At 72.7% G+C, this 24,096-nt stretch carries 18 protein-coding genes; 4 read left to right on the top strand and 14 right to left on the bottom strand.

Features of this window, described 5'->3' with window-relative positions; translation table 11 throughout:
- Nucleotides 1–189: 189 nt before the first annotated feature.
- From ACZ7JA_RS29570 to ACZ7JA_RS29560, 3 genes are all read right to left on the bottom strand, one after another.
- A complete protein-coding gene (locus ACZ7JA_RS29570) occupies nt 190–474 on the bottom strand; it encodes an alpha/beta fold hydrolase (RefSeq protein ID WP_470811425.1) in 285 nt (94 codons plus the stop codon).
- Between the two features lie 93 nt (nt 475–567).
- On the bottom strand, nt 568–2,199 hold the full coding sequence (gene pruA / locus ACZ7JA_RS29565) for an L-glutamate gamma-semialdehyde dehydrogenase (protein ID WP_351664459.1): 1,632 nt from the start codon (nt 2,197–2,199) through the stop codon (nt 568–570).
- Nucleotides 2,200–2,238: 39 nt separating this feature from the next.
- Entirely contained in the window at nt 2,239–3,165 is a 927-nt protein-coding gene (locus ACZ7JA_RS29560; RefSeq protein ID WP_393441227.1) for a proline dehydrogenase family protein, read from the bottom strand.
- Nucleotides 3,166–3,331: 166 nt separating this feature from the next.
- Between ACZ7JA_RS29560 and ACZ7JA_RS29555 the strand changes: the two genes are divergently transcribed.
- Nucleotides 3,332–4,549, top strand: coding sequence for a PucR family transcriptional regulator (locus ACZ7JA_RS29555; protein WP_470811422.1), 1,218 nt, complete (start codon nt 3,332–3,334; stop codon nt 4,547–4,549).
- Nucleotides 4,550–4,590: 41 nt separating this feature from the next.
- Here ACZ7JA_RS29555 and ACZ7JA_RS29550 read toward each other — a convergent pair whose 3' ends face one another.
- Complete coding sequence (locus tag ACZ7JA_RS29550; RefSeq protein WP_351664465.1) at nt 4,591–5,172, bottom strand: TetR/AcrR family transcriptional regulator; 582 nt, start codon at nt 5,170–5,172, stop codon at nt 4,591–4,593.
- 98 nt (nt 5,173–5,270) lie between these two features.
- On the opposite strand from ACZ7JA_RS29550, the gene ACZ7JA_RS29545 reads away from it, so the two are divergent.
- Entirely contained in the window at nt 5,271–6,818 is a 1,548-nt protein-coding gene (locus ACZ7JA_RS29545) for an MFS transporter (protein ID WP_470811420.1), read from the top strand.
- Nucleotides 6,819–6,889: 71 nt separating this feature from the next.
- On the opposite strand, the gene serA is transcribed toward ACZ7JA_RS29545, so the two are convergent.
- From serA to ACZ7JA_RS29515, 6 genes are all read right to left on the bottom strand, one after another.
- Complete coding sequence (serA, locus tag ACZ7JA_RS29540) at nt 6,890–8,479, bottom strand: phosphoglycerate dehydrogenase (RefSeq protein WP_351664469.1); 1,590 nt, start codon at nt 8,477–8,479, stop codon at nt 6,890–6,892.
- 230 nt (nt 8,480–8,709) lie between these two features.
- A complete protein-coding gene (gene ilvC, locus ACZ7JA_RS29535; RefSeq protein WP_351664471.1) occupies nt 8,710–9,708 on the bottom strand; it encodes a ketol-acid reductoisomerase in 999 nt (332 codons plus the stop codon).
- 118 nt (nt 9,709–9,826) lie between these two features.
- Nucleotides 9,827–10,351: an acetolactate synthase small subunit gene (ilvN, locus tag ACZ7JA_RS29530; protein WP_030216544.1), complete on the bottom strand. Its 525-nt coding sequence runs from the start codon at nt 10,349–10,351 to the stop codon at nt 9,827–9,829.
- A gap of 28 nt (nt 10,352–10,379) precedes the next feature.
- The gene (locus ACZ7JA_RS29525) at nt 10,380–12,227 is read right to left on the bottom strand and encodes an acetolactate synthase large subunit (RefSeq protein ID WP_351664473.1); all 1,848 of its coding nucleotides are present in this window, start codon (nt 12,225–12,227) and stop codon (nt 10,380–10,382) included.
- Between the two features lie 243 nt (nt 12,228–12,470).
- Nucleotides 12,471–15,500, bottom strand: coding sequence for a putative bifunctional diguanylate cyclase/phosphodiesterase (locus tag ACZ7JA_RS29520; protein WP_450742870.1), 3,030 nt, complete (start codon nt 15,498–15,500; stop codon nt 12,471–12,473).
- A gap of 374 nt (nt 15,501–15,874) precedes the next feature.
- Complete coding sequence (locus ACZ7JA_RS29515) at nt 15,875–16,828, bottom strand: 2-hydroxyacid dehydrogenase (protein WP_351664476.1); 954 nt, start codon at nt 16,826–16,828, stop codon at nt 15,875–15,877.
- Between the two features lie 74 nt (nt 16,829–16,902).
- On the opposite strand from ACZ7JA_RS29515, the gene ACZ7JA_RS29510 reads away from it, so the two are divergent.
- Nucleotides 16,903–17,901 carry an aldo/keto reductase gene (locus ACZ7JA_RS29510; RefSeq protein WP_351664477.1) on the top strand — a complete coding sequence of 333 codons (999 nt, stop codon included), beginning with the start codon at nt 16,903–16,905 and terminating at the stop codon, nt 17,899–17,901.
- A gap of 98 nt (nt 17,902–17,999) precedes the next feature.
- On the top strand, nt 18,000–19,169 hold the full coding sequence (locus ACZ7JA_RS29505) for a PQQ-dependent sugar dehydrogenase (RefSeq protein ID WP_470811417.1): 1,170 nt from the start codon (nt 18,000–18,002) through the stop codon (nt 19,167–19,169).
- Between the two features lie 40 nt (nt 19,170–19,209).
- On the opposite strand, the gene ACZ7JA_RS29500 is transcribed toward ACZ7JA_RS29505, so the two are convergent.
- The 4 genes from ACZ7JA_RS29500 to ACZ7JA_RS29485 form a co-directional block, all read right to left on the bottom strand.
- Entirely contained in the window at nt 19,210–22,254 is a 3,045-nt protein-coding gene (locus ACZ7JA_RS29500; protein WP_470811415.1) for a helix-turn-helix transcriptional regulator, read from the bottom strand.
- Nucleotides 22,255–22,397: 143 nt separating this feature from the next.
- Nucleotides 22,398–22,589: a hypothetical protein gene (locus tag ACZ7JA_RS29495; protein ID WP_351664483.1), complete on the bottom strand. Its 192-nt coding sequence runs from the start codon at nt 22,587–22,589 to the stop codon at nt 22,398–22,400.
- Between the two features lie 197 nt (nt 22,590–22,786).
- Entirely contained in the window at nt 22,787–23,431 is a 645-nt protein-coding gene (locus ACZ7JA_RS29490) for a hypothetical protein (RefSeq protein WP_351664485.1), read from the bottom strand.
- Between the two features lie 35 nt (nt 23,432–23,466).
- On the bottom strand, nt 23,467–24,042 hold the full coding sequence (locus ACZ7JA_RS29485; protein WP_351664487.1) for a GNAT family N-acetyltransferase: 576 nt from the start codon (nt 24,040–24,042) through the stop codon (nt 23,467–23,469).
- Nucleotides 24,043–24,096: the final 54 nt, after the last annotated feature.

Genomic DNA, 24,096 nt, shown 5'->3' with positions numbered 1-24,096 from the left:
GCTCGGCGACGCCGGACAGCTCCCGCCAGCGGGGAGGCGTTCGGGGTGGTCGGCGAGGCGGGCGAGGAAGTTCTCCTTGTACCCGGGGCGCCAGTCGGCGTCCGGGCCGATGCCGGTGCCCGAGACGTACACCAGCGCGCTCACCCGGTCCGGGTGCGCCAGCGCGTAGCTCAGGCCGAGCTGGGCGCCTCAGGAGTGGCCGAGCAGCGCCATCCGCTCCAGGCCGAAGTGCCGCCGTACGGCGTCGAGGTCGGCGACGAACCGGGCGCTGGTCCAGGGGCCGTCGCAGCGCTCCGAGCGGCCGCAGCCGCGCTGGTCCCAGCGGACCACCGGGGTTACGTCCGCGAGCAGTGCGGCGAGGTCGCCGAACATGTCCCACAGGCCCGGCCCGCCGTGGCACAGCACCAGCGGGTCACCGGCTCCGCCCGACCGCTCCGCCCACAGCCGCACCCCGTCGTCCGCCGTCACCGTCATGAACGCATTGTGGCAGGGCCGGAATTGGCAACGGGCCGGGAAGCCTGCTCGGGGGTCAGGCTTCCCGGCCCGAGTTCACGGGGCGGGCGGAGGTCAGCCCATGTGCGGGTAGGAGTAGTCGGTCGGCGGGACCAGGGTCTCCTTGATGGCGCGGGTCAGGGTCCAGCGCATCAGGTTCTGCGGGGCGCCCGCCTTGTCGTTGGTGCCGGAGGCGCGGCCGCCGCCGAAGGGCTGCTGGCCGACCACGGCGCCGGTCGACTTGTCGTTGATGTAGAAGTTGCCCGCGGCGAAGCGGAGCTTCTCCATGGTGTACGCCGCCGCGGCGCGGTCGTTGGCGATGACCGAGCCGGTGAGGGCGTAGTCGGAGACCGACTCCATCTGGGTCAGCATCTCGTCGTACCGGTCGTCCTCGTAGACGTACACGGCGAGGAACGGGCCGAAGTACTCGGTGGTGAAGACCTCGTTCTCCGGGTCGGTGCACTCGACGACGGTCGGGCGGACGAAGTAGCCGACCGAGTCGTCGTAGGTGCCGCCCGCGACGATCGTGCAGGTCTCGTCCGCCTTGGCGCGGTCGATGGCGGCCTTGTTCTTGGCGAAGGACCGCTCGTCGATGACGGCGCCGATGAAGTTCGACAGGTCGGTGACGTCACCCATGGCGAGGCCGTCGACCTCGGCCGCGAACTCCTCCTTGAAACCGGAGTTCCAGATGGACGCCGGGATGTAGGCGCGGGAGGTCGCCGAGCACTTCTGGCCCTGGTACTCGAAGGCGCCGCGGGTCAGGGCGGTCTTCAGGATCGCGCGGTCGGCGCTCGGGTGGGCGACCACGAAGTCCTTGCCGCCGGTCTCGCCGACCAGACGCGGGTAGGAGCGGTACTTCTCGATGTTGTTGCCGACCGTCTTCCACAGGTACTGGAAGGTCTTGGTCGAACCGGTGAAGTGGATGCCCGCGAGGTCCCGGTGCTCCAGGGCGACCTTGGAGACCTCGATGCCGTCGCCGGTGACGAGGTTGATGACGCCCTTGGGCAGGCCCGCCTCCTCCAGGAGCTGCATGAGCAGCACGGCGGCGTGGGTCTGCGTCGGGGACGGCTTCCACACCACGACGTTGCCCATGAGCGCGGGGGCGGTGGGCAGGTTCGCGGCGATGGCGCTGAAGTTGAACGGCGTGATCGCGTAGACGAAGCCCTCCAGCGGGCGGTGGTCCATGCGGTTCCAGACGCCCGGGGAGTTCGCCGGGGGCTGCTCGGCGAGGATCTGGCGGGCGTAGTGGACGTTGAAGCGCCAGAAGTCGACGAGCTCGCAGGGGCTGTCGATCTCGGCCTGCTGGGCGGTCTTGGACTGGCCGAGCATGGTGGAGGCGGCGATGGTCTCGCGCCAGGGGCCGGACAGCAGCTCGGCGGCGCGCAGGATGATCGCGGCGCGGTCGTCGAAGGACATGGCGCGCCAGGCCGGGGCGGCGGCGAGGGCGGCGTCGACGGCGTCCCGGGCGTCCTGCTGGGTGGCGTGCCGGCCGGTGCCGATGACGGCCTTGTGGTTGTGCGGCTGGACGACCTGGAAGGGCTCACCGCCGCCGAGGCGCTTCTCGCCGCCGATGGTCATCGGCAGCTCGATCGGGTTCTCGGCCAGCTCCTTGAGCTTGACCTCCAGGCGGGAGCGCTCGGGCGAGCCGGGGGCGTAGCCGTGCACCGGCTCGTTGACCGGGGTGGGGACCTGGGTCACAGCGTCCATGGGTTCCTTGACTCCTTGTGCGTGAGCGGGTGTTCGGGCTCAGCCCTTGCTGACCATGCTGCGCAGGAAGAAGCGCAGGTTCGCCGGCTTCTCCGCGAGACGGCGCATGAAGTAGCCGTACCAGTCGGTGCCGTAGGCGGTGTAGACGCGCATGCGGTGGCCCTCGGCGGCCAGCCGCAGGTGCTCGTCGCCGCGGATGCCGTACAGCATCTGGAACTCGTACTCGTCCAGCTTGCGGCCGGCCTGGTGGGCCAGCTCCTGGGCTATGGAGATCAGGCGCGGGTCGTGGGACCCGATCATCGGGTAGCCCTCGCCCTCCATCAGCGTCTTCAGGATACGCACGTACGCCTTGTCGATCTCGTGCTTCTGCTGGTGGGCGACCTCGGCGGGCTCCTTGTAAGCGCCCTTCACCAGGCGCACCCGGCTGCCGGCCTCCGCGAGGCGGCGGGCGTCGGCCTCGGTGCGGAAGAGGTAGGCCTGGATGACGCAGCCGGTCTGCGGGAAGTCCTTCCGCAGCTCCTCGTGGATGGCGAACATCGAGTCCAGGGTGGTGTGGTCCTCGGCGTCGAGCGTGACGGTGGTGCCGATGGCCGCGGCGGCCTCGACGACCGGGCGGACGTTGGCGAGGGCGAGCTCGTGGCCGCCCTCCAGCGCCTGTCCGAACATGGACAGCTTGACGGACATCTCGACCTTGTCGCCGAGCTCCAGCTCCTCGAGCCGTGCGACCAGCTCCAGGTAGGCGTCCCGGGCGGCGGAGGCCTGCTCGGGGGTGGTGATGTCCTCGCCGACGACGTCCATCGTCAGCTCAAGGCCCTTGGCCGTCAGGTCCCGGATGATCGGGACGATGTCGGCCACGCTCTCGCCGGGGATGAAGCGGTCCACGACCTGCTTGGTCACGGGGGCCGCCGAGATCAGGCGTCGCATCCGGTCGCTGCGCGACGCGGCGAGAATCACGGGACCCAGCACGGGGCACCTCCACTACAGAAACACCGAAGACGGGCCGGGCCCGACGATTCGGGTGCGGCACGGAGAACCACCGTGAAACCTATGGATTTCTCCGATCGTCGGCCATCGACAGCTGTCACGCTTCCGTGGCCGCGATCTCAGACAGATGTATGAAGAGCGCGGGAGGATGCGGGAGAATGCGGGGGTGACGTCGGACTACAAGGCTGACTACCAGGAGCTGGTGGACGAGATCTCGGAGCTGCTGGGGGTCCCGGCGACCTTGGAGAACCGGGACTTCGAGCTGATCGCCTTCGGTGCGTACGACAGCGAGGGCGACCTGGACCCGTCGGCCCTGGACCCGGTGCGCACCCGCTCGATCCTGACCCGGCGCTCCACCGCGGCGGTGCGGGAGTGGTTCGAGGGCTTCGGCATCACCCGCGCGACCGGACCGGTGCGCATCCCGCCGACCCCGGAGGCCGGCGTGTACCGCGGCCGCATCTGCCTGCCGGTGCGCCATCGCGGTGTGGTCCTCGGCTACGTCTGGCTGCTGGACGACGACCCGGGCCCGTCGGAGGCGCAACTGGCCGCCGCCATGCAGGTGACGGGCCGGATCGGCGCCCTGCTCGCGGACGAGCAGCGGGCCGGGGCGGGTCTGGGCCGGGAGCTGCGGGCGGTGCTGACCGCGGAACGCGGCTGGCAGCAGGACATGGCGGTGGCCGAACTGCGCACCGCCCTCGGGACGCGCGCGGACGGTCCGCACACGCTGGTCTGCGTCGCCCCCTGGCCGTCGGCCGACCCGGACGACGCGCCGTCCGTCCGCACCGTCCCGCACGCCACGGCGTTGTGCACGGTCCCGTGGGGGGCCGCGGAGCAGAGCCTTGCGGTGCTGGTGCGGCTCCGTTCGGCGGACGTGGCGGCCCCGGCCCTGACGGCGGCGTCCCGGGTGCTGAAGGAGTCCGCGGGGACGCGCGGCGCGCGGCGGACCAGGGATGCCGCGGCCGCCGGGGTCGGCGAGCCCCGTGTCGGGCTCGCCGAGCTGGGCGACGTCTGGCAGGAGGCGTCCGCCGCGGCGCTGGCGGCGCTGGCCGAGCCGCGGTTCGGGCCGGTCGCCGAGTGGGGCCGGGTCGGGCCGTACCGGCTGCTGACCGCGCTGCCGCCGCAGACCGCCCACGACCCAGCGGTCGGCCCGCTGCTGGCCCCGGCCCACCGGGAGCTGGCCCGCACCGCCGAGGTCTACCTCGACTGCGCGGGGCAGGCCGGCCGCACGGCGGCCGAGCTGGGCGTCCACCGGCAGACCCTCTACTACCGCCTCTCCCGCGTCGAGCAGCTCACCGGCCTCGACCTGGACGACGGCGAGGACCGGCTGCTGCTGCACATGGCGCTGAAGCGGGCGCGGCTGAGCTGACCGGCGGACCGCGCCGGGGTCAGCGCGGACCGGGCCGGGGGTCAGCGGCTCGCGGCCGCCACGATCAGGCGCAGGCCCTCGGTCAGCGCGTCCCCGTCGGGCGCGGTCTTCGGGTCGAAGGTCCACTGGGCGATGAGCCCGGTCATCAGGGTCAGATAGAACCGGCCGAGGGTGTCCGCCGTCTCGTCCGGCACGTCCTCCTCGCGGCCGCCCATGAGCATCGGGATGAGACCGCGGCCGGCCTCCCGCTGGGCGAGCGCCAGATGGTCGCGCACCTCGGGCAACTGGTCGCCCATGACCACGATCTCCATGCTGAGCCGCCACATCGAGCCGGGCTCGCGCATGGTGGCGACGATGTTCGACCACACCCACCGGAAGCGCTCCAGGGAGCCGGGCGCGCCCTCCGGCTCCACCGCGCCCCCTCCGTCGAACGCGCCGGACAGCCCCTCCACCAGCGCGACGTACGCCTTGGCCAGCAGGGCGTCCTTCGAGCCGTAGTGGTAGCCGATCGAGGCCAGGTTGGTCCCCGACGCCTTGACGATGTCGCGCGCCGTGGTGCGCGCGAAGCCCTTCTCCAGCAGGCAGCTCTTGGCGCCTTCCAGCAGATCCTCACGGTGTCCCATGCGGGCAAGCCTAGCGCCGGATCCATACGGCCGTCCTAGACAACTGACTTATACAAGTGTTCTAGACAAGCGTTTAAGACGTCCGTACAGTCACCGTCATGACGAACTCGACGAGCACCGACTCCCCCGGCGGCCGGGCCGGCCGCCGCGAATGGACCGCGCTGTGCGTGCTGATGCTGCCGCTGCTGCTGGTCTCGATGGACGTCTCCGTCCTGTACTTCGCCATCCCGGCGATCAGCGCGGACCTGCGGCCGAGCGGCACCCAGCAGCTGTGGATCTTCGACATCTACGCCTTCGTCCTGGCCGGCCTGCTGATGACGATGGGCTCGCTGGGCGACCGCGTCGGCCGGCGCCGGCTGCTGCTGGCCGGCGCCGCCGCCTTCGGCGCCGCGTCCCTGGTGGCGGCCTACGCGAACAGCGCGGAGACCCTGATCGCGGCCCGCGCCGTGCTCGGTGTCGGCGGCGCGACCCTGATGCCGTCGACCATGGCGCTGCTGCGCACGATGTTCACCCACCCCGCTGAGCGGGCGAAGGCTATTGGGATCTGGTCGGGCGTCATGACCGGCGGCATCGCGCTCGGTTCGGTGCTCAGCGGCGTCCTGGTGCAGTACTTCTGGTGGGGCTCGGTCTTCCTGGTCAACCTGCCCGCGATGGCGCTGCTGCTGCTCCTCGGCCCGGTGCTGCTGCCCGAGTCGAGGAACCCGGAGCCCGGGCGCTTCGACCTGCTGAGCGTGCCGCTGTCGATGGCCGCGGTGCTCCCGGTGGTCTACGGCCTCAAGGAGATCCCGTCCGAGGGCTGGCACCCGCGCTACGTCGTCCCGGTCACCGTCGGCCTGCTGTTCGCGGCGCTGTTCGTGCACCGGCAGCGCACCGCCGCCTCCCCGATGATCCCGCCGGCCCTCTTCCGGGGCCGCGGCTTCGCCCCCGCCGTCGTCCTGAACCTCGTCTCCGCGCTGGCGATGATGGGTTCGGCGTTCTTCACCACGCAGTACCTGCAGTCGGTGCTGGACAAGAGCGCGATGGAGGCGGCCCTGTGGTCGCTGCTGCCGTCGGTGCCGATCGGCCTGGCGGCCCCCGCCGCGACCGCCCTGGTCCAGCGGGGCGTCGACCGCGCTTACGTGGTCACCGCCGGCTTCGCCGTCGCGGCGGCCGGCTACGGGATGCTGGCCCTGACCGGCACGGACTCGCTCTGGCTCGTCCTCGCCGCGTGCGGCGTGCTGGCGTCCGGCATCGTCATGGTGATGTCCCAGATGACGGACCTGGCGATGGGCACGGCTCCGGTGGAGCGGGCCGGCGCGGCATCGGCGCTGCTGGAGACCGGCCAGGAGTTCGGCGGCGCGCTGGGCATGGCGGTCCTCGGCTCCATCGGCACGGCGCTCTACCGACACGAGATGCCGGCCGCGGCCCCGGCCGAGGCGCACGAGACCCTGGGCGGCGCGCTCGCGGTCGCCGGCCGGCTGCCGGGGCGCACGGGTGACGCCCTGGCGGTCGCGGCCCGGGAGGCGTTCACCACTGGGATGCACGGGGCGGCGATCGCGGGGGCGGCGGTGCTGGTGCTCGCGGCCGTGGCGGCAGCGGTGACGCTGCGCGGGACCGGGACGCGGCGCGCGCAGGCGGACCCGGCCGAGATGGAGACCGCGGCCTGAGGCGCGGGGCGGACACGAAGAAGCGCCGGACGGGTCCACGACCCGTCCGGCGCTTCCCGGTCGCGGTCCGGTCAGACCAGGTTCACCGAGCGGGCCGACGTGGCCCCGATCTCCTCGGCGACCTCGGCCAGCACACCGGCGGCCACCGTGTCGTCGACGGTCAGGACGGCCAGCGCCTCGCCGCCCGCCGCCGCGCGGGCGACCTGCATGCCGGCGATGTTGAGGCCGGCCTCGCCGAGGATGCGGCCGACGGTGCCGACGACACCCGGACGGTCCTCGTAGCGCAGGACGACCATGTGGTCGGCGAGGGCGAGGTCGACGTCGTAGTCGCCGACCGCCACGATCTTCTGCAGGTGCTTCGGGCCGGCCAGCGTGCCGGAGACCGACACCTCCTCGCCGCCCGCCAGCGTGCCGCGCACGGTCACCACGTTGCGGTGCTCGGCGGACTCGGAGCTGGTGGTCAGGCGAACCTCGACACCGCGCTCCTGCGCGAACAGCGGGGCGTTGACGTACGACACCGTCTCGTCGACGACGTCCTCGAAGACGCCCTTGAGCGCGGACAGCTCGAGCACCTTCACGTCGTGCTGGGTGATCTCGCCGTACACCTCGACGTCGAGGCGGACCGCGACCTCGCCCGCGAGGGCGGTGAAGATGCGGCCCAGGCGCTCGGCGAGCGGCAGACCCGGCTTGACGTCCTCGGCGATGACGCCGCCCTGGACGTTCACCGCGTCCGGCACCAGCTCGCCGGCGAGCGCCAGGCGCACCGACCTCGCGACGGCGATGCCGGCCTTCTCCTGGGCCTCGTCCGTGGACGCGCCGAGGTGCGGGGTGCAGACGACCTGGTCCAGCTCGAACAGCGGGGAGTCCGTGCAGGGCTCCTTCGCGTACACGTCGAGGCCGGCGCCGGCCACCCGGCCCTCCTTGAGCGCCGCGTACAGCGCCGCCTCGTCGACGATGCCGCCGCGGGCCGCGTTGACGATGCGCACGCTGGGCTTGACCTTGCGCAGCGCCTCGTCGCCGATGAGGCCGAGGGTCTCGGGGGTCTTCGGCAGGTGGACGGTGATGAAGTCGGAGACCTCGAGCAGCTCGTCGAGGGACAGCACCTTGACGCCCATCTGCGCGGCCCGCGCGGGCTGCACGTAGGGGTCGTAGGCGACGACCTTCATGCCGAAGGCGGACATGCGCTGGGCGACGAGGGCGCCGATGCGGCCCAGGCCCACGACGCCGAGGGTCTTTTCGGCCAGCTCGACACCGGTGTACTTGCTGCGCTTCCACTCGCCGTTCTTCAGCGCGGCGTTGGCCTGCGGGATGTTGCGGGCGGTGGCGAGGAGCAGGCCGCAGGCCAGCTCGGCGGCGGTCACGATGTTGGAGGTCGGGGCGTTGACGACCATCACGCCGGCCTTGGTGGAGGCGGAGACGTCGACGTTGTCCAGGCCGACGCCGGCTCGCGCGACGACCTTGAGCTGCTTCGCGGCGGCGACGGCCTCCGCGTCGACCTTGGTGGCGGACCGGATCAGGATCGCGTCGACGTCGGCGATGGCGGGGAGCAGCTCGGCGCGGTCCGCGCCGTTGCAGTGCCGGATCTCGAAGTCCGGGCCAAGCGCGTCGACGGTGGCGGGCGACAGCTCTTCAGCGATGAGTACGACGGGTTTCGAGCTCACGTGAGTCCTCACAAGTCCAATGCGGACGGCCGTCCCGACGGCCGCTGGCGGTGGAGGGGGGCTAGCCGCGGAAGACGCACGACGCTGTGGGCCTGACGCGTATGTTGTGCAGCAGTCTAGTGGCGTGCCGGAGGCCGTCTTGCGCCTCTGCGGAAGGATCACCCGTCCGTGGCTGGACGGGGTGGACAAAGGGGGCCGGAGCAGTGTGCCCCGACCCCCTGACGTGGGGCTTACGCCTCCTCGTTCACCCAGCTCATCAGCTTGCGGAGCTGCTTGCCGGTGGTCTCCAGCAGGTGCTCGGAGTCCTGCTGCTTGTACTCGTTGTACTTCTTCAGACCGCCGTGGTACTCGTCCATCCAGTTCTTGGCGAAGGAGCCGTCCTGGATCTCGGCGAGGACCTTCTTCATCTCGGCCTTGGTGGCGTCGGTGATGATGCGCGGGCCGGTGACGTAGTCGCCCCACTCGGCGGTCTCGGAGATGGACCAGCGCATCTTCTCCAGGCCGCCCTCGTACATGAGGTCCACGATCAGCTTCAGCTCGTGCAGGCACTCGAAGTAGGCGATCTCGGGCTGGTAGCCCGCCTCGGTCAGGGTCTCGAAGCCCGCCTTCACCAGCGCGGCGGTGCCACCGCAGAGGACGGCCTGCTCGCCGAACAGGTCGGTCTCGGTCTCCTCGGTGAAGGTCGTCTTGATGACGCCGGCCCGGGTGCCGCCGATGCCCTTGGCGTAGGACAGGGCGAGGGCGAAGGCGTTGCCGGAGGCGTCCTGCTCGACGGCGGCGATGCAGGGAACGCCGCGGCCCTCCTCGTACTGGCGGCGGACCAGGTGGCCCGGGCCCTTCGGGGCGACCATGCAGACGTCCACGCCGGCCGGGGGCTTGATGAAGCCGAAGCGGATGTTGAAGCCGTGGCCGAAGAACAGCGCGTCGCCGTCCTTCAGGTTCGGGGCGATGGACTCCTCGTAGACCTGGCCCTGGATCGGGTCCGGGACGAGGATCATGATGACGTCGGCCTCGGCGGCGGCCTCGGCGGGGGTCACCACGCGCAGGCCCTGCTCCTCGGCCTTGGCCTTGGACTTGGAGCCCTCGTGCAGACCGACACGGACGTCGACACCGGAGTCGCGCAGCGACAGCGCGTGGGCGTGGCCCTGGCTGCCGTAGCCGATGACCGCGACCTTGCGGCCCTGGATGATGGACAGGTCGGCGTCAGCGTCGTAGAACAGCTCGGCCACTTTGGGTTCTCTCCTTGGTGTGCAGTTTCTGCTCCCACCGTATGCCGGTGAGGGGGAAGGAAGTTTCGGGGTCTCGGCATACGGGCGGCCGGTGCGGGCCGGCCGCCCGTACCCAGCCTTACGCGGATCGGTCCAGAGCGCGAAGCGACCGGTCCGTGATCGAACGGGCGCCGCGGCCGATCGCGATCGTGCCGGACTGCACCAGCTCCTTGATGCCGAACGGCTCCAGCATCTTGAGCATGGCGGACAGCTTGTCGCTGGACCCGGTGGCCTCGATGGTCACGGCCTCCGGGGAGACGTCCACGGTCTTGGCGCGGAAGAGCTGGACGATCTCCACGATCTGGGAGCGGGTCTCGTTGTCGGCGCGGACCTTCACCAGGACGAGTTCGCGCTGGACGGCCTGCCCGGGCTCCAGCTCCACGATCTTCAGCACGTTGACGAGCTTGTTGAGCTGCTTGGTGACCTGCTCCAGCGGGAACTCCTCGACGCTGACCACGATGGTGATCCGGGAGATGTCGGGGTGCTCGGTGACTCCCACGGCGAGCGAGTCGATGTTGAAGCCGCGACGGGAGAAGAGGGCGGCGATCCGGGCGAGGATGCCGGGCGTGTTCTCCACCAGGACGGAGAGCGTGTGCTTGGACATGTCTGGTCTTCCTCTTCGCTCTTCCGGCTCAGTCGTCTTCGCTGTCGCCGAAGTCCGGGCGGACGTCCCGGGCGGCCATGATCTCGTCGTTGGAGGTGCCGGCGGCGACCATCGGCCACACCATCGCGTCCTCGTGGACGATGAAGTCGACGACGACCGGGCGGTCGTTGATGGAGTTCGCCTCCTCGATGACCTTGTCCAGGTCCTCCGGGCGCTCACAGCGGATCGCGTGACAGCCCATCGCCTCCGACAGCTTCACGAAGTCGGGGACGCGGGTGCCGCGGGCCTCCGGGTTGACGTCCTGCGGACCGGAGTGCAGGACGGTGTTGGAGTACCGCTGGTTGTAGAACAGGGTCTGCCACTGGCGGACCATCCCGAGGGCGCCGTTGTTGATGACGGCGACCTTGATCGGGATGTTGTTCAGGGCGCAGGTGGTCAGCTCCTGATTGGTCATCTGGAAGCAGCCGTCGCCGTCGATCGCCCACACCGTGTGCTCGGGCTGTCCGGCCTTGGCGCCCATGGCGGCCGGGACCGCGTACCCCATGGTTCCGGCGCCGCCGGAGTTCAGCCAGGTGGCGGGCCGCTCGTACTGGATGAAGTGCGCGGACCACATCTGGTGCTGGCCGACGCCCGCGGCGAAGATCGTGCCCTCGGGCGCGAGCTGCCCGATCCGCTCGATGACCGCCTGCGGGGACAGCGAGCCGTCCTCGGGCTGGTCGTAGCCGAGCGGGTAGGTGTCGCGCCAGCGGCTCAGGTCGCTCCACCAGGCGGTGTAGTCGCCCTTGTTGCCCTCGCTGTGCTCCTTCTGCACGGCCTGGACCAGGTCGGCGATGACCTCGCGGGCGTCCCCGACGATCGGCACGTCGGCGGCGCGGTTCTTGCCGATCTCGGCGGGGTCGATGTCGGCGTGGACGATCCTGGCGTACGGGGCGAAGCTGTCCAGCTTGCCGGTGACGCGGTCGTCGAAGCGGGCTCCGAGGGCGACGATCAGGTCGGCCTTCTGCAGCGCGGTGACGGCGGTGACCGCACCGTGCATGCCCGGCATTCCCACGTGCAGCGGGTGGCTGTCGGGGAACGCGCCGAGCGCCATCAGGGTGGTGGTGACGGGCGCTCCGGTGAGTTCGGCGAGGACCTTCAGCTCGGCGGTGGCCCGCGCCTTGAGGACGCCGCCGCCGACGTAGAGGACGGGGCGCTTCGCCGTGGTGATCAGCTTGGCGGCCTCGCGGATCTGCTTGGCGTGCGGCTTGGTCACCGGGCGATAGCCGGGCAGGTCCGTGACCGGCGGCCAGGAGAAGGTGGTCTTCGCCTGGAGGGCGTCCTTGGCGATGTCCACCAGGACCGGGCCGGGGCGGCCGGTGGAGGCGATGTGGAAGGCCTCCGCGATGGTCCGGGGGATGTCCTCGGCCTTGGTGACGAGGAAGTTGTGCTTGGTGATCGGCATGGTGATGCCGACGATGTCCGCCTCCTGGAAGGCGTCCGTGCCGATCGCCTTGGACGCGACCTGGCCGGTGATCGCCACGAGCGGCACCGAGTCCATGTGCGCGTCGGCGATCGGGGTGACCAGGTTGGTCGCGCCGGGACCCGAGGTGGCCATGCAGACGCCGACCTTGCCGGTGGCCTGCGCGTAGCCGGTGGCCGCGTGGCCGGCGCCCTGCTCGTGCCGGACCAGGACGTGACGGACCCGGGTGGAGTCCATCAGCGGGTCGTACGCGGGCAGGATCGCCCCGCCCGGAATGCCGAATACCGTGTCCGCGCCGACCTCCTCGAGGGAGCGGATGAGGGACTGCGCACCCGTGACGTGCTCGACGGGGGCGGACTGAGGTCCTCCGGATCGGGGCCGGGGCTGCGGATGGGCCCCGGTGGCCTGCTCGGTCATCGGCATTCTCTTCTCGATGCTGAGGTCTTATGCGAGGTTTGGGCGGAGTCGAAGCGCTGCACGAAAGGCGCTCGTGCAACAAAAAACCCCTCGTGCCGGAAGGCAAGCGAGGGGAGCGCGCCGGGGAGGTCGCTGGGGATTCCGGATCGTCCTCCGGTGGGTCCCAGCTCAGCCGACGCGCTGTCCAAGTACGAGAATTCGGGTGCGCATGGCACTGACCCTCCCCCCGGCACGCACCACGTGTCAAGTGGGTGGGACGGGCGTCTCACTATGTGAGCGACGGGCACTGCCACCTCCGATGACGGCGGACACTCCTCCGGTGTACACCCCGGCCGTGCCGCCAGCGAACGCCGGTTCGACCGGGGTGTGCGGCACCGGATAGTGGCCGGATCCGAGCGCCCTCCGCAGCCGGTACTCGTCCAGCGGACCCGCGAACGCGCTGCCCTGGCCGTGGGTGCAGCCCATCGCGCGCAGCGCGGTCACCTGCTCCGGCAGATCCACGCCCTCGGCCACGGACTGGAGCCCGAGGTCGCAGGCGATGCGGAGCAGCCCGCTGGTGATCTTGTGCAGCCTGGCCGACTCCACGACCCCCTCGACCAGGCCGCGGTCCAGCTTGAGGATGTCCACGGGCAGCCGCCGCAGGGCCGTGATGGCCGCGTGGCCGCTGCCGAAGCCGTCGAGCGCGATCCGCACGCCGAGCCGGCTGAGCGCGGTCAGCCGCCGCTCCAGCTCCTCGAGGGAGGTCCGGTGGTCGGTGTCGGACAGCTCAAGGATCAGCGCGCCGGGCGGCAGCCCGTGCCGGGTCAGCAGCGCCTCCACGGTGCCCAGCGGCATCGAGCGGTCCAGCAGCCGCCGGGCGCTCAGCCGCACGGCGACCGGCACGACGTGGCCGGCGGCGGCCCGCTCGGCGGCCCGGTCCACCGCCTCCCGCAGGATCCAGCGGTCCAGCTCGGCGGTCTTGTCGCCGTCCTCGGCCACTCTCAGGAACTCGGCCGGAGTGAACAGCACCCCCTGCGAGGAGCGCCAGCGCGCCTGCGCGGAGACCGCCGTGATCCGGCCGTTGCCGAGGCTGACCACCGGCTGGTGCAGCAGCGCGAACTCGCCGTCGTGCAGCGCGGCGCGCAGCCGGGTGGCCAGCTCCGCCTTGCGTACGACGTCCTGCTGCATCTGCGGCCGGTACAGCTCGACGCGGCCCTTCCCGGCGGATTTCGCGCGGTACATGGCGAGGTCGGCGTTGCGCAGCAGCTCGCCCGCGCCGAGTCCCGGCTCGGCGAAGGCGACGCCGATGGAGGCGTTGACCCGGACATCGTTGCCGTCGATGCAGTAGGGCTGGGAGAGCGTGGTCCTGAGGCGGTCGGCGAGCTCCAGGATGTTCCGCTCCCGGGCGGCCGGGTCGCGGGTGCCGTCCCCGGCGATCAGGGCCGCGAACTCGTCGCCGCCCAGCCGGGACGCGGTGTCCCCCTGCCGTACGGCGTCCTGGAGTCTGCGGGCGGCCTGGACGAGCAGCTCGTCCCCGGCCTGGTGCCCGATCGTGTCGTTGACGGCCTTGAAGCCGTCCAGGTCGATGAAGAGCACGGCGGTGCCGCGCAGGGCGGCGCCCCGGTCGGTGGCGCGGCGGCCGGAGAGGGCCTGCTGGACGCGCCGGGTGAACAGCGCGCGGTTGGGCAGGTCGGTGAGCGGGTCGTGCTCGGCGTTGTGCTGCAACTGGGCCTGGAGGCGCACCCTTTCGGTCACGTCGCGGCTGTTGAAGATCAGACCGCCGTGGTGGCGGTTGACCGTGGACTCGACGTTGAGCCAGCCTCCGTCGCCCGACCGGAAGCGGCACTCGATGCGGGTGGTGGGTTCGTCGAGCGGGCTGGCGGCGAGGAAGCGGCGCACCTCGTGCACCACGCAGCCCAGGTCCTCCGAGTGGATCAGAGCGGCCAGTTCGGTGCCCACCAGGTCCTCGGCGGGCCGTCCGTAGACCCCGGCGGCGGCCGGGGAGACGTAGCGCAGGATGCCGTTGGGCGCGGCGATCATGATGACGTCGCTGGAGCCCTGCACCAGGGAGCGGAAGTGGTTCTCCTTCTGCGCCAGTTCCTGGGTGAGGGTGATGTTGTCCAGCAGCATGATGCCCTGCCGCATGACGAGCGCCAGCACGACGGCGCCCGCCGTGATCAGCACGACGTGGTCGGGCCGTCGGCCGTTGAGCACGTTGTACAGGATGCCGAGGGTGCACACGGCGGCGGCCAGGTACGGCGTGAGCGCGGCCAGTGAGCCGGTGATCGGCCGGCCGGGCAGGTACCGCGGGTGGTCGCCGCCGCCCTGCGCGGGCGGCGGCGGTGGCACGTGCGGCTGGCCCGGGCCGCGCTGCCCCGGCACGTGCTCGTGGACCACGCGGGAGTGCCCTTCGGGCCCGCGCCGTTCGCCGTCCGGCGCCCCGGTGCGGTGGGGTGCGGCCCAGGGGGCGTAGGCGAGCAGCAGCGAACCGGCGAACCAGCCCGCGTCCAGCAGCTGCCCGGAGTGGTAACTGCTGTGCAGCAGGGGCGAGGTGAACAGCGCGTCGCACATCACCGTCAGGGCGAGCGCGCCGATCGCGGTGTTGACCGCCGTGCGGTTGCCCGGGGAGCGGCGGAAGTGCAGCGCGAGCACCATGCTCACGAGCGCGATGTCCAGCAGCGGGTACGCCAGTGACAGCGCGGTGTGCGCCACGCTCGGCCCGTCGAACCGGGCGGCCTGGGCCAGCGCGAGGCTCCAGGACAGAGTGAGCAGCGAGCCGCCGATCAGCCAGGCGTCCAGCGCCAGGCAGATCCAGCCGGCCCGGTTCGCCGGCCGCTGGGCGAGGACCAGCAGGCCCACGATGGCCGGCGGCGCGAAGCACAGGAAGAACAGGTCGGCGTAGCTGGGGCTGGGCACGGGCCGTTCCAGGACGACCTCGTACCACCCCCAGACCGCGTTGCCGAGGGACGCCATGGTGGAGGAGAGCGCGAAGAGCAGCCAGGCCGGCCGGAACCGGATCCGGGGGGCGCGGGCGTAGCGGAAGCAGGAGACGGCGGCGGCGCCGGCCGCGGCGCTCAGCCCGAAGTCACCCATGAACAGGGCGAGTTTCTCCGAGCCCCAGTCGAACATGGAGCCGATCGCGTAGGCCCCGCAGACCAGGGCGAGGACGAGCTGGGGCACCAGCCGCGGGCCCTCGGCGGCGGACGGCCGGCGCGCGGGCGCCGGTGCCGGCGGCGCGGGCGCGGCGAGCGGCGCGCCGTCGAGGGCGCCTGTCAGGGCGGGCGGGGCGTTCACCGGGGCCTCCCGGTGCGTGCCGCTCCCGGCTCCCCGGTGTCCCGGTGCGCCGCGTGCCTGCCGCGGCCCGCCGGTTTGCGGTGGCAGTGATGGCTCGTGTGGTGGCCGCGTCTGCGCGCGGTCGTGCGCCAGGGTCCCCGCCGGCGGCTCCGCCGCGTCGGATCGTTCGTCCATAGGCCGTGCATCGCCCGTCGCCCCCCTCACAGGTCCGATCTGTCCATCCCCGGCGCCGAACGGGTCGGCGGCGCAGCCCCTGTCGGGACGATACACCAGGATCGTCACTCAGGGACATAGCTTCTCTACGCTCCGTGACGATCAGCCAAGATGTCAACACGTTCCGCGCTCGAAAGATTGCGGAGGGTGCCGGGAGTGTGTCAGGTCCCCGTAGTGAGGATCACGTTCCGCAGGGGCTCGTGGTTCACGAATCGGTGCAACTGGTCCACCAGGAGCCGTTTGGCGCGCGGCAGGAAGGCGGAGGTGGGACCGCCGACGTGCGGGCTGATGAGCACACCGGGCGCCGTCCACAGCGGGTGTCCCGGCGGCAGCGGCTCGGGGTCGGTGACGTCGAGGGCGGCGGTGATGCGTCCCTTCTGCACCTCGGTGAGCAGCGCGTTCGTGTCCACGACAGGGCCGCGGGAGACGTTGACGAGCAGCGCCCCGTCCTTCATCAGGCTCAGGAAGTCCGCGTTCACCAGACCCCTGGTCGCCTCCGTCAACGGCGTGGAGAGGATCACGACATCGGCTTTCGGAAGCAGTGCGGGCAACTCGGTGAGCGCGTGGACGGGACCGCGCGCCGTTGTGCGCCCTGAGCGCGCGACGCGCGCCACCCGCGCGAGTTCGAAGGGCACGAGCCGGTCCTCGATGGCGGCACCGATGGCGCCGTAGCCGATGATCAGGGCGGTCCTGTCGGCGAGGGCGGGGTGGAAGCCCCCGCGCCACTCGCCCCGGTCCTGCGCCCGGACGAAGTCGGGGATGCCCCGCAGGGAGGCGAGGACGAGCGCCAGGGCCAGTTCGGCCGTGCTGGCCTCGTGGACCCCGCGCGCGTTGCACAGCCGGACTCCCGGCGGCAGGTGCCGCAGACCCGGGCTCACGTGGTCGACGCCGGCCGACAGCGTCTGCACGACCCGGACGGTGCTCATGCGGGCCATCGGCCGCAGGCCGACGGTGCTCGGACGCATGTACGGCACGACGTAGAACGCGCAGTCGGCGGGATCGCCGGGAAACTCCGATTCGCCGTCGTCGCCTCCGTCCCAGAACAGGTAGCGGGGCCCCTGGGGAAGCCCCTCGATCTCCTCCGGCGCGATGGGAAGCCACACGTCTTGTGTCATGGCAGGAGGCTATGTCAGGCGTACGGAGGCGGGGCGTTAGGTTGGGGGACCGGACGAGGGAGGTTCACGAGCAGGTGGAGCGCAGGACGATCGGCGCGGGTGCGCTCGCGGTGGGGGCCGTCGGACTCGGGTGCATGCCGATGAGCTGGGCCTACACCGGCTCCCGGCAGCGGGGCGACGAGTCGCTCAGAACCGTGCACCGGGCGCTGGACGCGGGCTCGAACCTGCTGGACACGGCCGACATGTACGGCCCGTTCACCAACGAGCTGCTGCTGGGCCGGGTGCTCAGGGAGCGGCGCCGCGACGCCTTCGTCTCGACCAAGGCGGGGCTGCTCGTGGGCGAGCAGCACATCGTGGCCAACGGCCGCCCGGGCTATGTGAAACGGGCCTGCGACGCCTCGCTCCGGCGGCTGCAGACGGATGTGATCGACCTCTACCAGCTGCACCGCGCCGATCCCGAGGTCCCCGTGGAGGAGACCTGGGGCGCGATGGCCGACCTGGTGCGGGCCGGGAAGGTGCGGGCGCTGGGCCTGTGCGCGGTGGGGGCGCGGGCCGGCCGCCGCTCGGGCAGCCGGGTCCACGACACCACGCTGCGTCAGCTGCACCGGGTGCAGCAGGTCTTCCCGGTGAGCGCGGTGCAGGCGGAGCTGTCGGTGTGGTCGCCGGAGGCTCTGGACACGCTGCTGCCGTGGTGCGAGGCGCGGGGCGTGGGCTTCCTGGCCGCGATGCCGCTGGGCAACGGCTTCCTGACCGGCACGCTGACGCCCGGCGAGGGTTTCGAACCGGACGACGTGCGCGCCCGGCACCCCCGCTTCACGGCCGAGATGATGGCGGCCAACCAGCCGATCGTCGCCGGTCTGCGCCGCATCGCCGCCCGGCACGGCACGGACGTCACCCCGGCGCAGGTGGCGCTGGCCTGGGTGCTGGCACAGGGCCGTCAGGTGATCGCGCTGCCCGGCGCCAAGCGGGAGCGCTGGGCCGCGGAGAACGCGGCGGCGGCCGCGTTGCGCCTGACCGCGGAGGACCTGGCGGAGGTCTCCCGGCTCCCGGCCGCGCGCGGCTCCTGGGACTGAGCGGTCCGGCATGCGGTGCGCACCGGGCGGGAACCCGGGCGGGACGCGCGGAGTATGAGAGGGAGAAGCTGTCGTACGTCCGCCGCTGCGAAGGGACCATGATCGTGCAACGCCGAGTTGTGACGGCCGTGCTGGCCGCGACCGCGCTCCTGCTGACGGCGGGCTGCTCCTCCGGCGGCGAGAGGTTGCCCGGTGGCGGCGGGAGCACCGCGCCGAGGGGGACGGCGACGGCCACCGCCCCGTCCGGCCGGGCGAGCGAGTCGGCGCCGCCGGCCAAGGGCTCCGTGAAGGTGCTGCGCACCGTCGCCGAGGGCCTGAAGACGCCGTGGGGCCTGGCCCCGCTCCCCGGCGGCGGTCTGCTGGTCTCCTCCCGGAACGACGGCACGATCATCCGCGTCGACGAGAAGACGGGCCGCGAGACCCTGGTGGGCACCGTCTCCGGGGTCGCGCCGGAGGGCGAGGGCGGGCTGCTCGGCATCGCCCTCTCCCCCGGCTTCGCCTCGGACCACATGATCTACGCCTACTTCACCTCGGCCTCGGACAACCGCATCGTCCGGATGCTGTACGACGCGGGCAAGCCGGCCGGTGAGCAACTGGGCGCCCCGGACACGGTCTTCAAGGGCATCCCCAAGGGGTTCATCCACAACGGCGGCCGGATCGCCTTCGGCCCGGACCGGATGCTGTACGCGGGCACGGGCGAGAGCGGCGACCGCGGCCTGGCCCAGGACAGGAAGTCGCTGGGCGGCAAGATCCTCCGCCTGACCCCGGAGGGCGAACCGGCCCCCGGCAACCCGTTCCCCGGCTCCCCCGTGTACTCGTACGGCCACCGCAACGTCCAGGGGCTGGCCTGGGACTCCAGGCAGCACCTGTTCGCCTCGGAGTTCGGCCAGGACACCTGGGACGAGCTGAACGCGATCGTGCCGGGCGGCAACTACGGCTGGCCGGACGCCGAGGGGCGGTCCTCCGGCTCCCGCTTCCGCGACCCGGTCGCCGAGTGGCACACCGACGAGGCCTCCCCTAGCGGGATCGCCTACGTCGACGGGGTGATCTGGATGGCCGCACTCAAGGGCGAGCGGCTGTGGCGCGTCCCGCTGCGCGGCACCTCCGCCTCGGCCGCTCCCCAGGCGTTCCTCACCGGCGAGTACGGCCGGCTGCGCACCGTCGTTCCGGCGGGCGGCGGCAAGGTCTGGCTGGTCACGAGCAACACCGACGGCCGGGGCAAGCCGAAGAAGGGGGACGACCGGGTGCTGGAGGTCTCGGTCCGCTGACCGGCCGCCCCCCGTCGCGCGCCGCTCGTGTCCGCCGCCGCTAGCCCGCCACCAGCCGCTCCTCGGCGTCCGGCGGGAAGAGCCCGAGCCGGTGTGCCACCGCCGCCGCCTCGCCCCGGCCGGAGACGCCCAGCTTGGCGAGGATGTTGGAGACGTGCACGCTCGCGGTCTTCGGGGAGATGAACAGCTCCTCGGCTATCTGGCGGTTGGTGCGGCCTGCGGAGACCAGGCGCAGGACGTCCCGCTCCCGGCTGGTGAGGCCGAGGGCCGCCACCGGATCGGGGGGCACGAGGGACCGGCGCGGGGCGTGGCCGAGGGTGAGCCGGGCGCGCTGGGCGAGGCGGGCGACCGCGTCGGCGAGCGGACGGGCCCCGAGGTGGCCGGCGACCGCCCCGGACAGCCGGAGCAGTTCCACGGCCCGCTCCCGGTGCTCCTCGCCGCCGCCGTTCAGCAGCGCCTGGGCGAGACGGTGGCGCACCCGGGCCAGGTCGTAGGGGCGGTCCAGGCTCTCGAACGCCGTGACCACCGGTGACCAGGTGGCGTCGGTGTCGCGGCCCTCGGCCCGGCGCAGTTCGGCGCGGGTCCACTGGTCGTAGGCGCACCACAGGGGGGCGTCGGCGATGAGCCGGCGGGCCGCCGCGGAGAGCCGGCCGAGCAGGTCCGCCCGGCCTGCTTCGGCGGCGGGCAGGGTGGCGGCGTCGGCCTCGGCGGTGGCCATCGCCAGCAGCAGGGGCCAGGCGTAGCGCTGAGTGCCGGCCGGGAAGCCGCCTTCCAGGGCGGCCAGGAACTCGGCGCGGGCGTCGAGGAGCCGGCCCTCCCAGGCGGCGACGCCCACGGCGATGCGGGCCAGGGGCAGCCCGTTCTGGGGCATCGGATCGCGGGTGCCGTAGTGGGCGCGGGCGGTGGCCAGTTGGCGGGCGGCCTCCGCGCCGTCGCCCTGGGCCAGGGCGAGGTGGGCCAGGCGCAGGGCGCCCGCGCCGCGGGGTTTGGCGCTGCGCCCGATGCGGATCGCCTGGCCGGCCGCCTCGGCGGCCTCCTCCCACCGGCCCGTCGAGTACAGCGCGTCGGAGAGGTTGCCCCACACCCAGGCCTGGGAGTCGGGCAGCCCGTACCTGCGGGTGAAGGCGATGCCCTCGCGCAGGATGGGCTCGGCGTCCCGGTCCCGGCCGACGGACTGCAGCGAGCCCGGCAGGTTCACATGGGCGCGGCCCGCCACCTGGGACACGCCCTCGGCGATCGCCTCGTCCTTGACCCTGACCATCTCCGCGAGCCCGGCCTCGATGTCCCCGGCGTCGACCATGAGGCCGCCCAGGGTGAGGCGGGCGTTGAGCTCGATCTCGCGGGCGTTCACCATGCGCGCGTACTCGACGGCCTGTTCGGCGTCCGCGAGGGCCTCGGGGCCGGGCCGGTGCAGCATGGACCAGCCGGCGGACTCCGTCAGCACCTCGGCGTGCACCTCGGAGGGCGGCAGGCCCCGCACCAGCTCCTGCGCGGTGGCCAGTTCCTGCCAGCCGTCGCCGCGGGCCAGCGCCTGGACCAGGCGGGAGCGCTGGACCCAGAACCAGGCGGCGCGCAGCGGGTCCGGATCGTCCTCGAGCAGTTGCAGCGCCCGCCTGACGATCTTCAGGGCGCGTTCGCGTTCACCGCCGAAGCGGCCCGCGACCGCCGCCTCGGCCATGAGATCCAGATAGCGCAGCGGGGTGGTGGCCGGGTCGCAGCCGCACGGGGGGTAGACGCCGGTGTAGTCGACCGGGCGCAGGGCGGAGCGGACCTCCTCGGGCACGGTGTCCCACAGCTCCATCGCCCGCTCCAGCAGCCGCAGTTGTTCGGTGTAGGCGTGCCGGCGGCGGGCCACGACGGAGGCTTCGAGGACGGTGGGCAGGGCCTTGGCGGGGTCGTGGGCGTGGTACCAGTAGCTGGCCAGGCGCATCACGCGGGCGCCGGCCGGCACCAGCGAGGGGTCGGCCTCCAGGGCCTCGGCGTAGCGGCGGTTGAGGCGGGAGCGCTCGCCGGGCAGCAGGTCGTCGGCGACGGCCTCGCGGACCAGTGCGTGCCGGAAGCGGTACCCGTCGCCGTCCGGGGTGGCGGTGAGGATGTTGGCGCCCACGGCGGCCCGCAGCGCCTCGATGAGGTCGTCCTCGGTGAACCGGGCGACGGCGGCGATCAGCCGGTACTCCACGGTGGAGCCGCCCTCGGCGACGATCCGGGCGACCCGCTGGGCGCTCTCGGGCAGTTTCTCCACCCGGACCAGGAGCAGGTCGCGCAGGGAGTCGGAGAGGCCGGTGCAGCAGCCCTCGCAGGCGGCGACGGCCAGCTCCTCGATGAAGAAGGCGTTGCCGTCGGAGCGTTCGAAGATGGCGTCGACCTGGGCGGGGTCGGGTTCGGCGGCGAGGATGCCGGCGATCTGGCGGGCCGCCTCCTCGCGGGTGAACCGGGCGAGTTCGAGGCGGCGGACGGTGCGCAGCCGGTCGAGTTCGGCGAGCAGGGGGCGCAGCGGGTGGCGGCGGTGGACGTCGTCGGCCCGGTAGGTGGCCAGGATCAGGAGGTGGCCGGTGCGCAGGGTGCGGAAGAGGTAGGCGAGCAGGTGGCGGGTCGAGGCGTCGGCCCAGTGCAGGTCCTCCAGGACGAGCACGACCGTGCGCTCGGCGGCGGCCCGCTCCAGCAGCCGGGCGGTGAGTTCGAACAGGCGGGCCGTGCCCTGCTCGTCGTGGCGGCTGGAGGCGGCCTCGCCCAGCTCGGGCAGCAGCCGGGCCAGTTCCTCCTGCTGTCCGGCCGCGGCGGCGGCGAACTCCTCGGGCAGGGCGTCGCGCAGGGCGCGCAGCGCGCTGGAGAAGGGGGCGAAGGGCAGCCCGTCGGCGCCGATCTCCACACAGCCGCCCACGGCGACGACCGCCGACCCGCGATGGGCGACGGCGGCGAACTCCTCGACGAGGCGGGTCTTGCCGACCCCCGCCTCGCCGCCGAGCAGCAGCGCCTGCGGCTCGCCCGCGGCGGCACGGGCGAGCGCGTCGTTCAAGGTGTCCAACTCGTCGGCTCGGCCGACGAACACGGGACTGACGGACCTGTTCTCCACGGGCCCGAGCATCGCACGAGGTCCGCGGGGCGCGGGACCCGTTTTCCACAGACTCGGTGCGATGGTCCTACGAACGGCCGGGACGGCCGTGCCGGTACCGGCACCCGCGCCGGTACCGGCACCCGCGCCGGTACCGGCACCCGCGGGCCCGGCGCTCACGCGGTGCGCGGGAGCCGGTGCCGGCGGGGGCGGCCGGTATGGGGTTCGGCACCGGGGGCGCCCGTGAGCGTCTCCTCCGCGCGGCGCGCGGCGCGCCGGGCGTCGACGGCCTCACGGGCCAGGCGTTCCCGGGCGGCCGCACGGCGCAGCTCGGCGTGGCGGAACCGGTGGGTCTCGAACTCGTACATGGCGTGGTCCTTCCGGAGGCCGGTGTCGGCGTCGCTCCTTGCGATGCCTCCACACTCGTCCCCCAGGGGGGTGCGCCACATCGGGAGGGTTCCGCATCTCGGGGGCCTGCGTCCGGCGCCCGACGCGGGTAAGGGGCCCCAGGGGATCCCTAAGGTGCTCGGATATTCCCTAAGGCCCCTGCGCGGACCCGGGGTGCTCAGCCCGTGGAGGGCAGGGCGAGCAGCGCGTCGGAGTACTTCAGGACGGCCAGCAGCAGGCCGATGACGCCGAGCGAGACGCCGCCCCAGGCGACCGACCTGATCCACGCGGCCTGCGGGCGGCCGGGGGCGCCGAGCGCCTGCCGGACGAGCACGACCGCGCCGGTGACCAGGGCGGCCAGCGCGAACAGGCCGGCCCACAGGGCGGTGGTGTGCCACGCGTCGCCGTAGACCTCCTTGATCTGCTGGGCGACGCTCGCGCCGGAGGAGGTCCGGAGCTGGCCGACCAGGGTCTCGCGGGCGGCGGCGACGGTGCCGATCCAGCCACCGGTGAGGGAGACCAGGCCCAGCCCGGCGGAGACCACGGCGCCGGCGCCCGCTCCGACCTCGGAGGGCTCCTTGCGGGCGGGCTCCTCCTCGAAGGCGTCGTCCTCCCCGGAAGCCTCCGGCCCCTCGGGCTCCTCGCGCCCCTCGGCCTCCGGCGTCCGCCAGGCCCCGCGCGGCTCCTCGCCCTCGCCGGCCCGCCGCCCGGCCGGTCCCGCGCCGTCCGCTCCGTTCGCGGCGTCCGCCCCGGCGGCGGCCGCTGCCTCCTCCGCCGCCCTCTCGTCGTCGGTCCTGTTGACGTCCTGCGTGTTCGTTGCCATGCCCGGCACCGTACGGACGCCGTCTGAGAGGTCCCTTAATGATCGTCCGGCGCGGTACGCGCGCGTGCCGCACGCCACTCGGGCGCCAGCACCGACCAGATCTCCGTGTCCGTGCGCACGCCCCGGTACGGGTAGTTCTCCCGCAGCACGCCCTCCCGGGTCATGCCGAGGCGCCGGGCCACGCCGATGCTGGGCTCGTTGGCCGACGACACGTGCCACTCCACCCGGTGCATGCCGCGCTCCTCGAACGCCCAGTCCAGCAGCACCCGCATCCCGCGCGTGACCAGCCCGCGCCCGGCCGCCGCCGGCTCCAGCCAGCAGCCGGCCTCGCAGACTCCGCTGGGGGTGTCCCAGACCCGGAACAGCAGTCCCCCGGCCAGCCTCCCGTCCAGCCACACGCCGTGCAGGCTGCCGGTGTCGGCGCCGCGCTTCTCGGCGTACGACGCGAGGTAGGCGCGGGCGGCGTCCAGGTCGGTCACCACGTCAGGCAGTCCGACGTGCCGACCGATGAACTCGCGCCCCCGGTCGATGTTGGCGAGCAGGTCCGCCGCGTGCCAGACCTCCAGGGGCCGCAGTTCGGCGCCGTCGTCACCCAGGGACATCGCGTACATCGCGCTGCCGCTCCTCCCGCTGTACCACCGTCCGGACGCCGCTCACCCTCTCAT

The sequence above is a fragment of the Streptomyces sp. NPDC038135 genome (assembly GCF_055601245.1).
The sequence above is the reverse complement of the archived record's forward strand: the minus strand, read 5'-3'. Positions and strand labels throughout refer to the sequence as shown.

What these genes read in the sequence shown, in the direction of transcription:
- ACZ7JA_RS29570 (WP_470811425.1), bottom strand. Translation starts at nt 474, where the DNA reads ATGACGGTGACGGCGGACGACGGGGTGCGGCTGTGGGCGGAGCGGTCG.
- pruA (WP_351664459.1), bottom strand. Translation starts at nt 2,199, where the DNA reads ATGGACGCTGTGACCCAGGTCCCCACCCCGGTCAACGAGCCGGTGCAC.
- ACZ7JA_RS29555 (WP_470811422.1), top strand. Translation starts at nt 3,332, where the DNA reads ATGCGGGAGAATGCGGGGGTGACGTCGGACTACAAGGCTGACTACCAG.
- ACZ7JA_RS29550 (WP_351664465.1), bottom strand. Translation starts at nt 5,172, where the DNA reads ATGGGACACCGTGAGGATCTGCTGGAAGGCGCCAAGAGCTGCCTGCTG.
- ACZ7JA_RS29545 (WP_470811420.1), top strand. Translation starts at nt 5,271, where the DNA reads ATGACGAACTCGACGAGCACCGACTCCCCCGGCGGCCGGGCCGGCCGC.
- ilvN (WP_030216544.1), bottom strand. Translation starts at nt 10,351, where the DNA reads ATGTCCAAGCACACGCTCTCCGTCCTGGTGGAGAACACGCCCGGCATC.
- ACZ7JA_RS29525 (WP_351664473.1), bottom strand. Translation starts at nt 12,227, where the DNA reads ATGACCGAGCAGGCCACCGGGGCCCATCCGCAGCCCCGGCCCCGATCC.
- ACZ7JA_RS29515 (WP_351664476.1), bottom strand. Translation starts at nt 16,828, where the DNA reads ATGACACAAGACGTGTGGCTTCCCATCGCGCCGGAGGAGATCGAGGGG.
- ACZ7JA_RS29505 (WP_470811417.1), top strand. Translation starts at nt 18,000, where the DNA reads ATGATCGTGCAACGCCGAGTTGTGACGGCCGTGCTGGCCGCGACCGCG.
- ACZ7JA_RS29500 (WP_470811415.1), bottom strand. Translation starts at nt 22,254, where the DNA reads ATGCTCGGGCCCGTGGAGAACAGGTCCGTCAGTCCCGTGTTCGTCGGC.
- ACZ7JA_RS29495 (WP_351664483.1), bottom strand. Translation starts at nt 22,589, where the DNA reads ATGTACGAGTTCGAGACCCACCGGTTCCGCCACGCCGAGCTGCGCCGT.
- ACZ7JA_RS29490 (WP_351664485.1), bottom strand. Translation starts at nt 23,431, where the DNA reads ATGGCAACGAACACGCAGGACGTCAACAGGACCGACGACGAGAGGGCG.
- ACZ7JA_RS29485 (WP_351664487.1), bottom strand. Translation starts at nt 24,042, where the DNA reads ATGTACGCGATGTCCCTGGGTGACGACGGCGCCGAACTGCGGCCCCTG.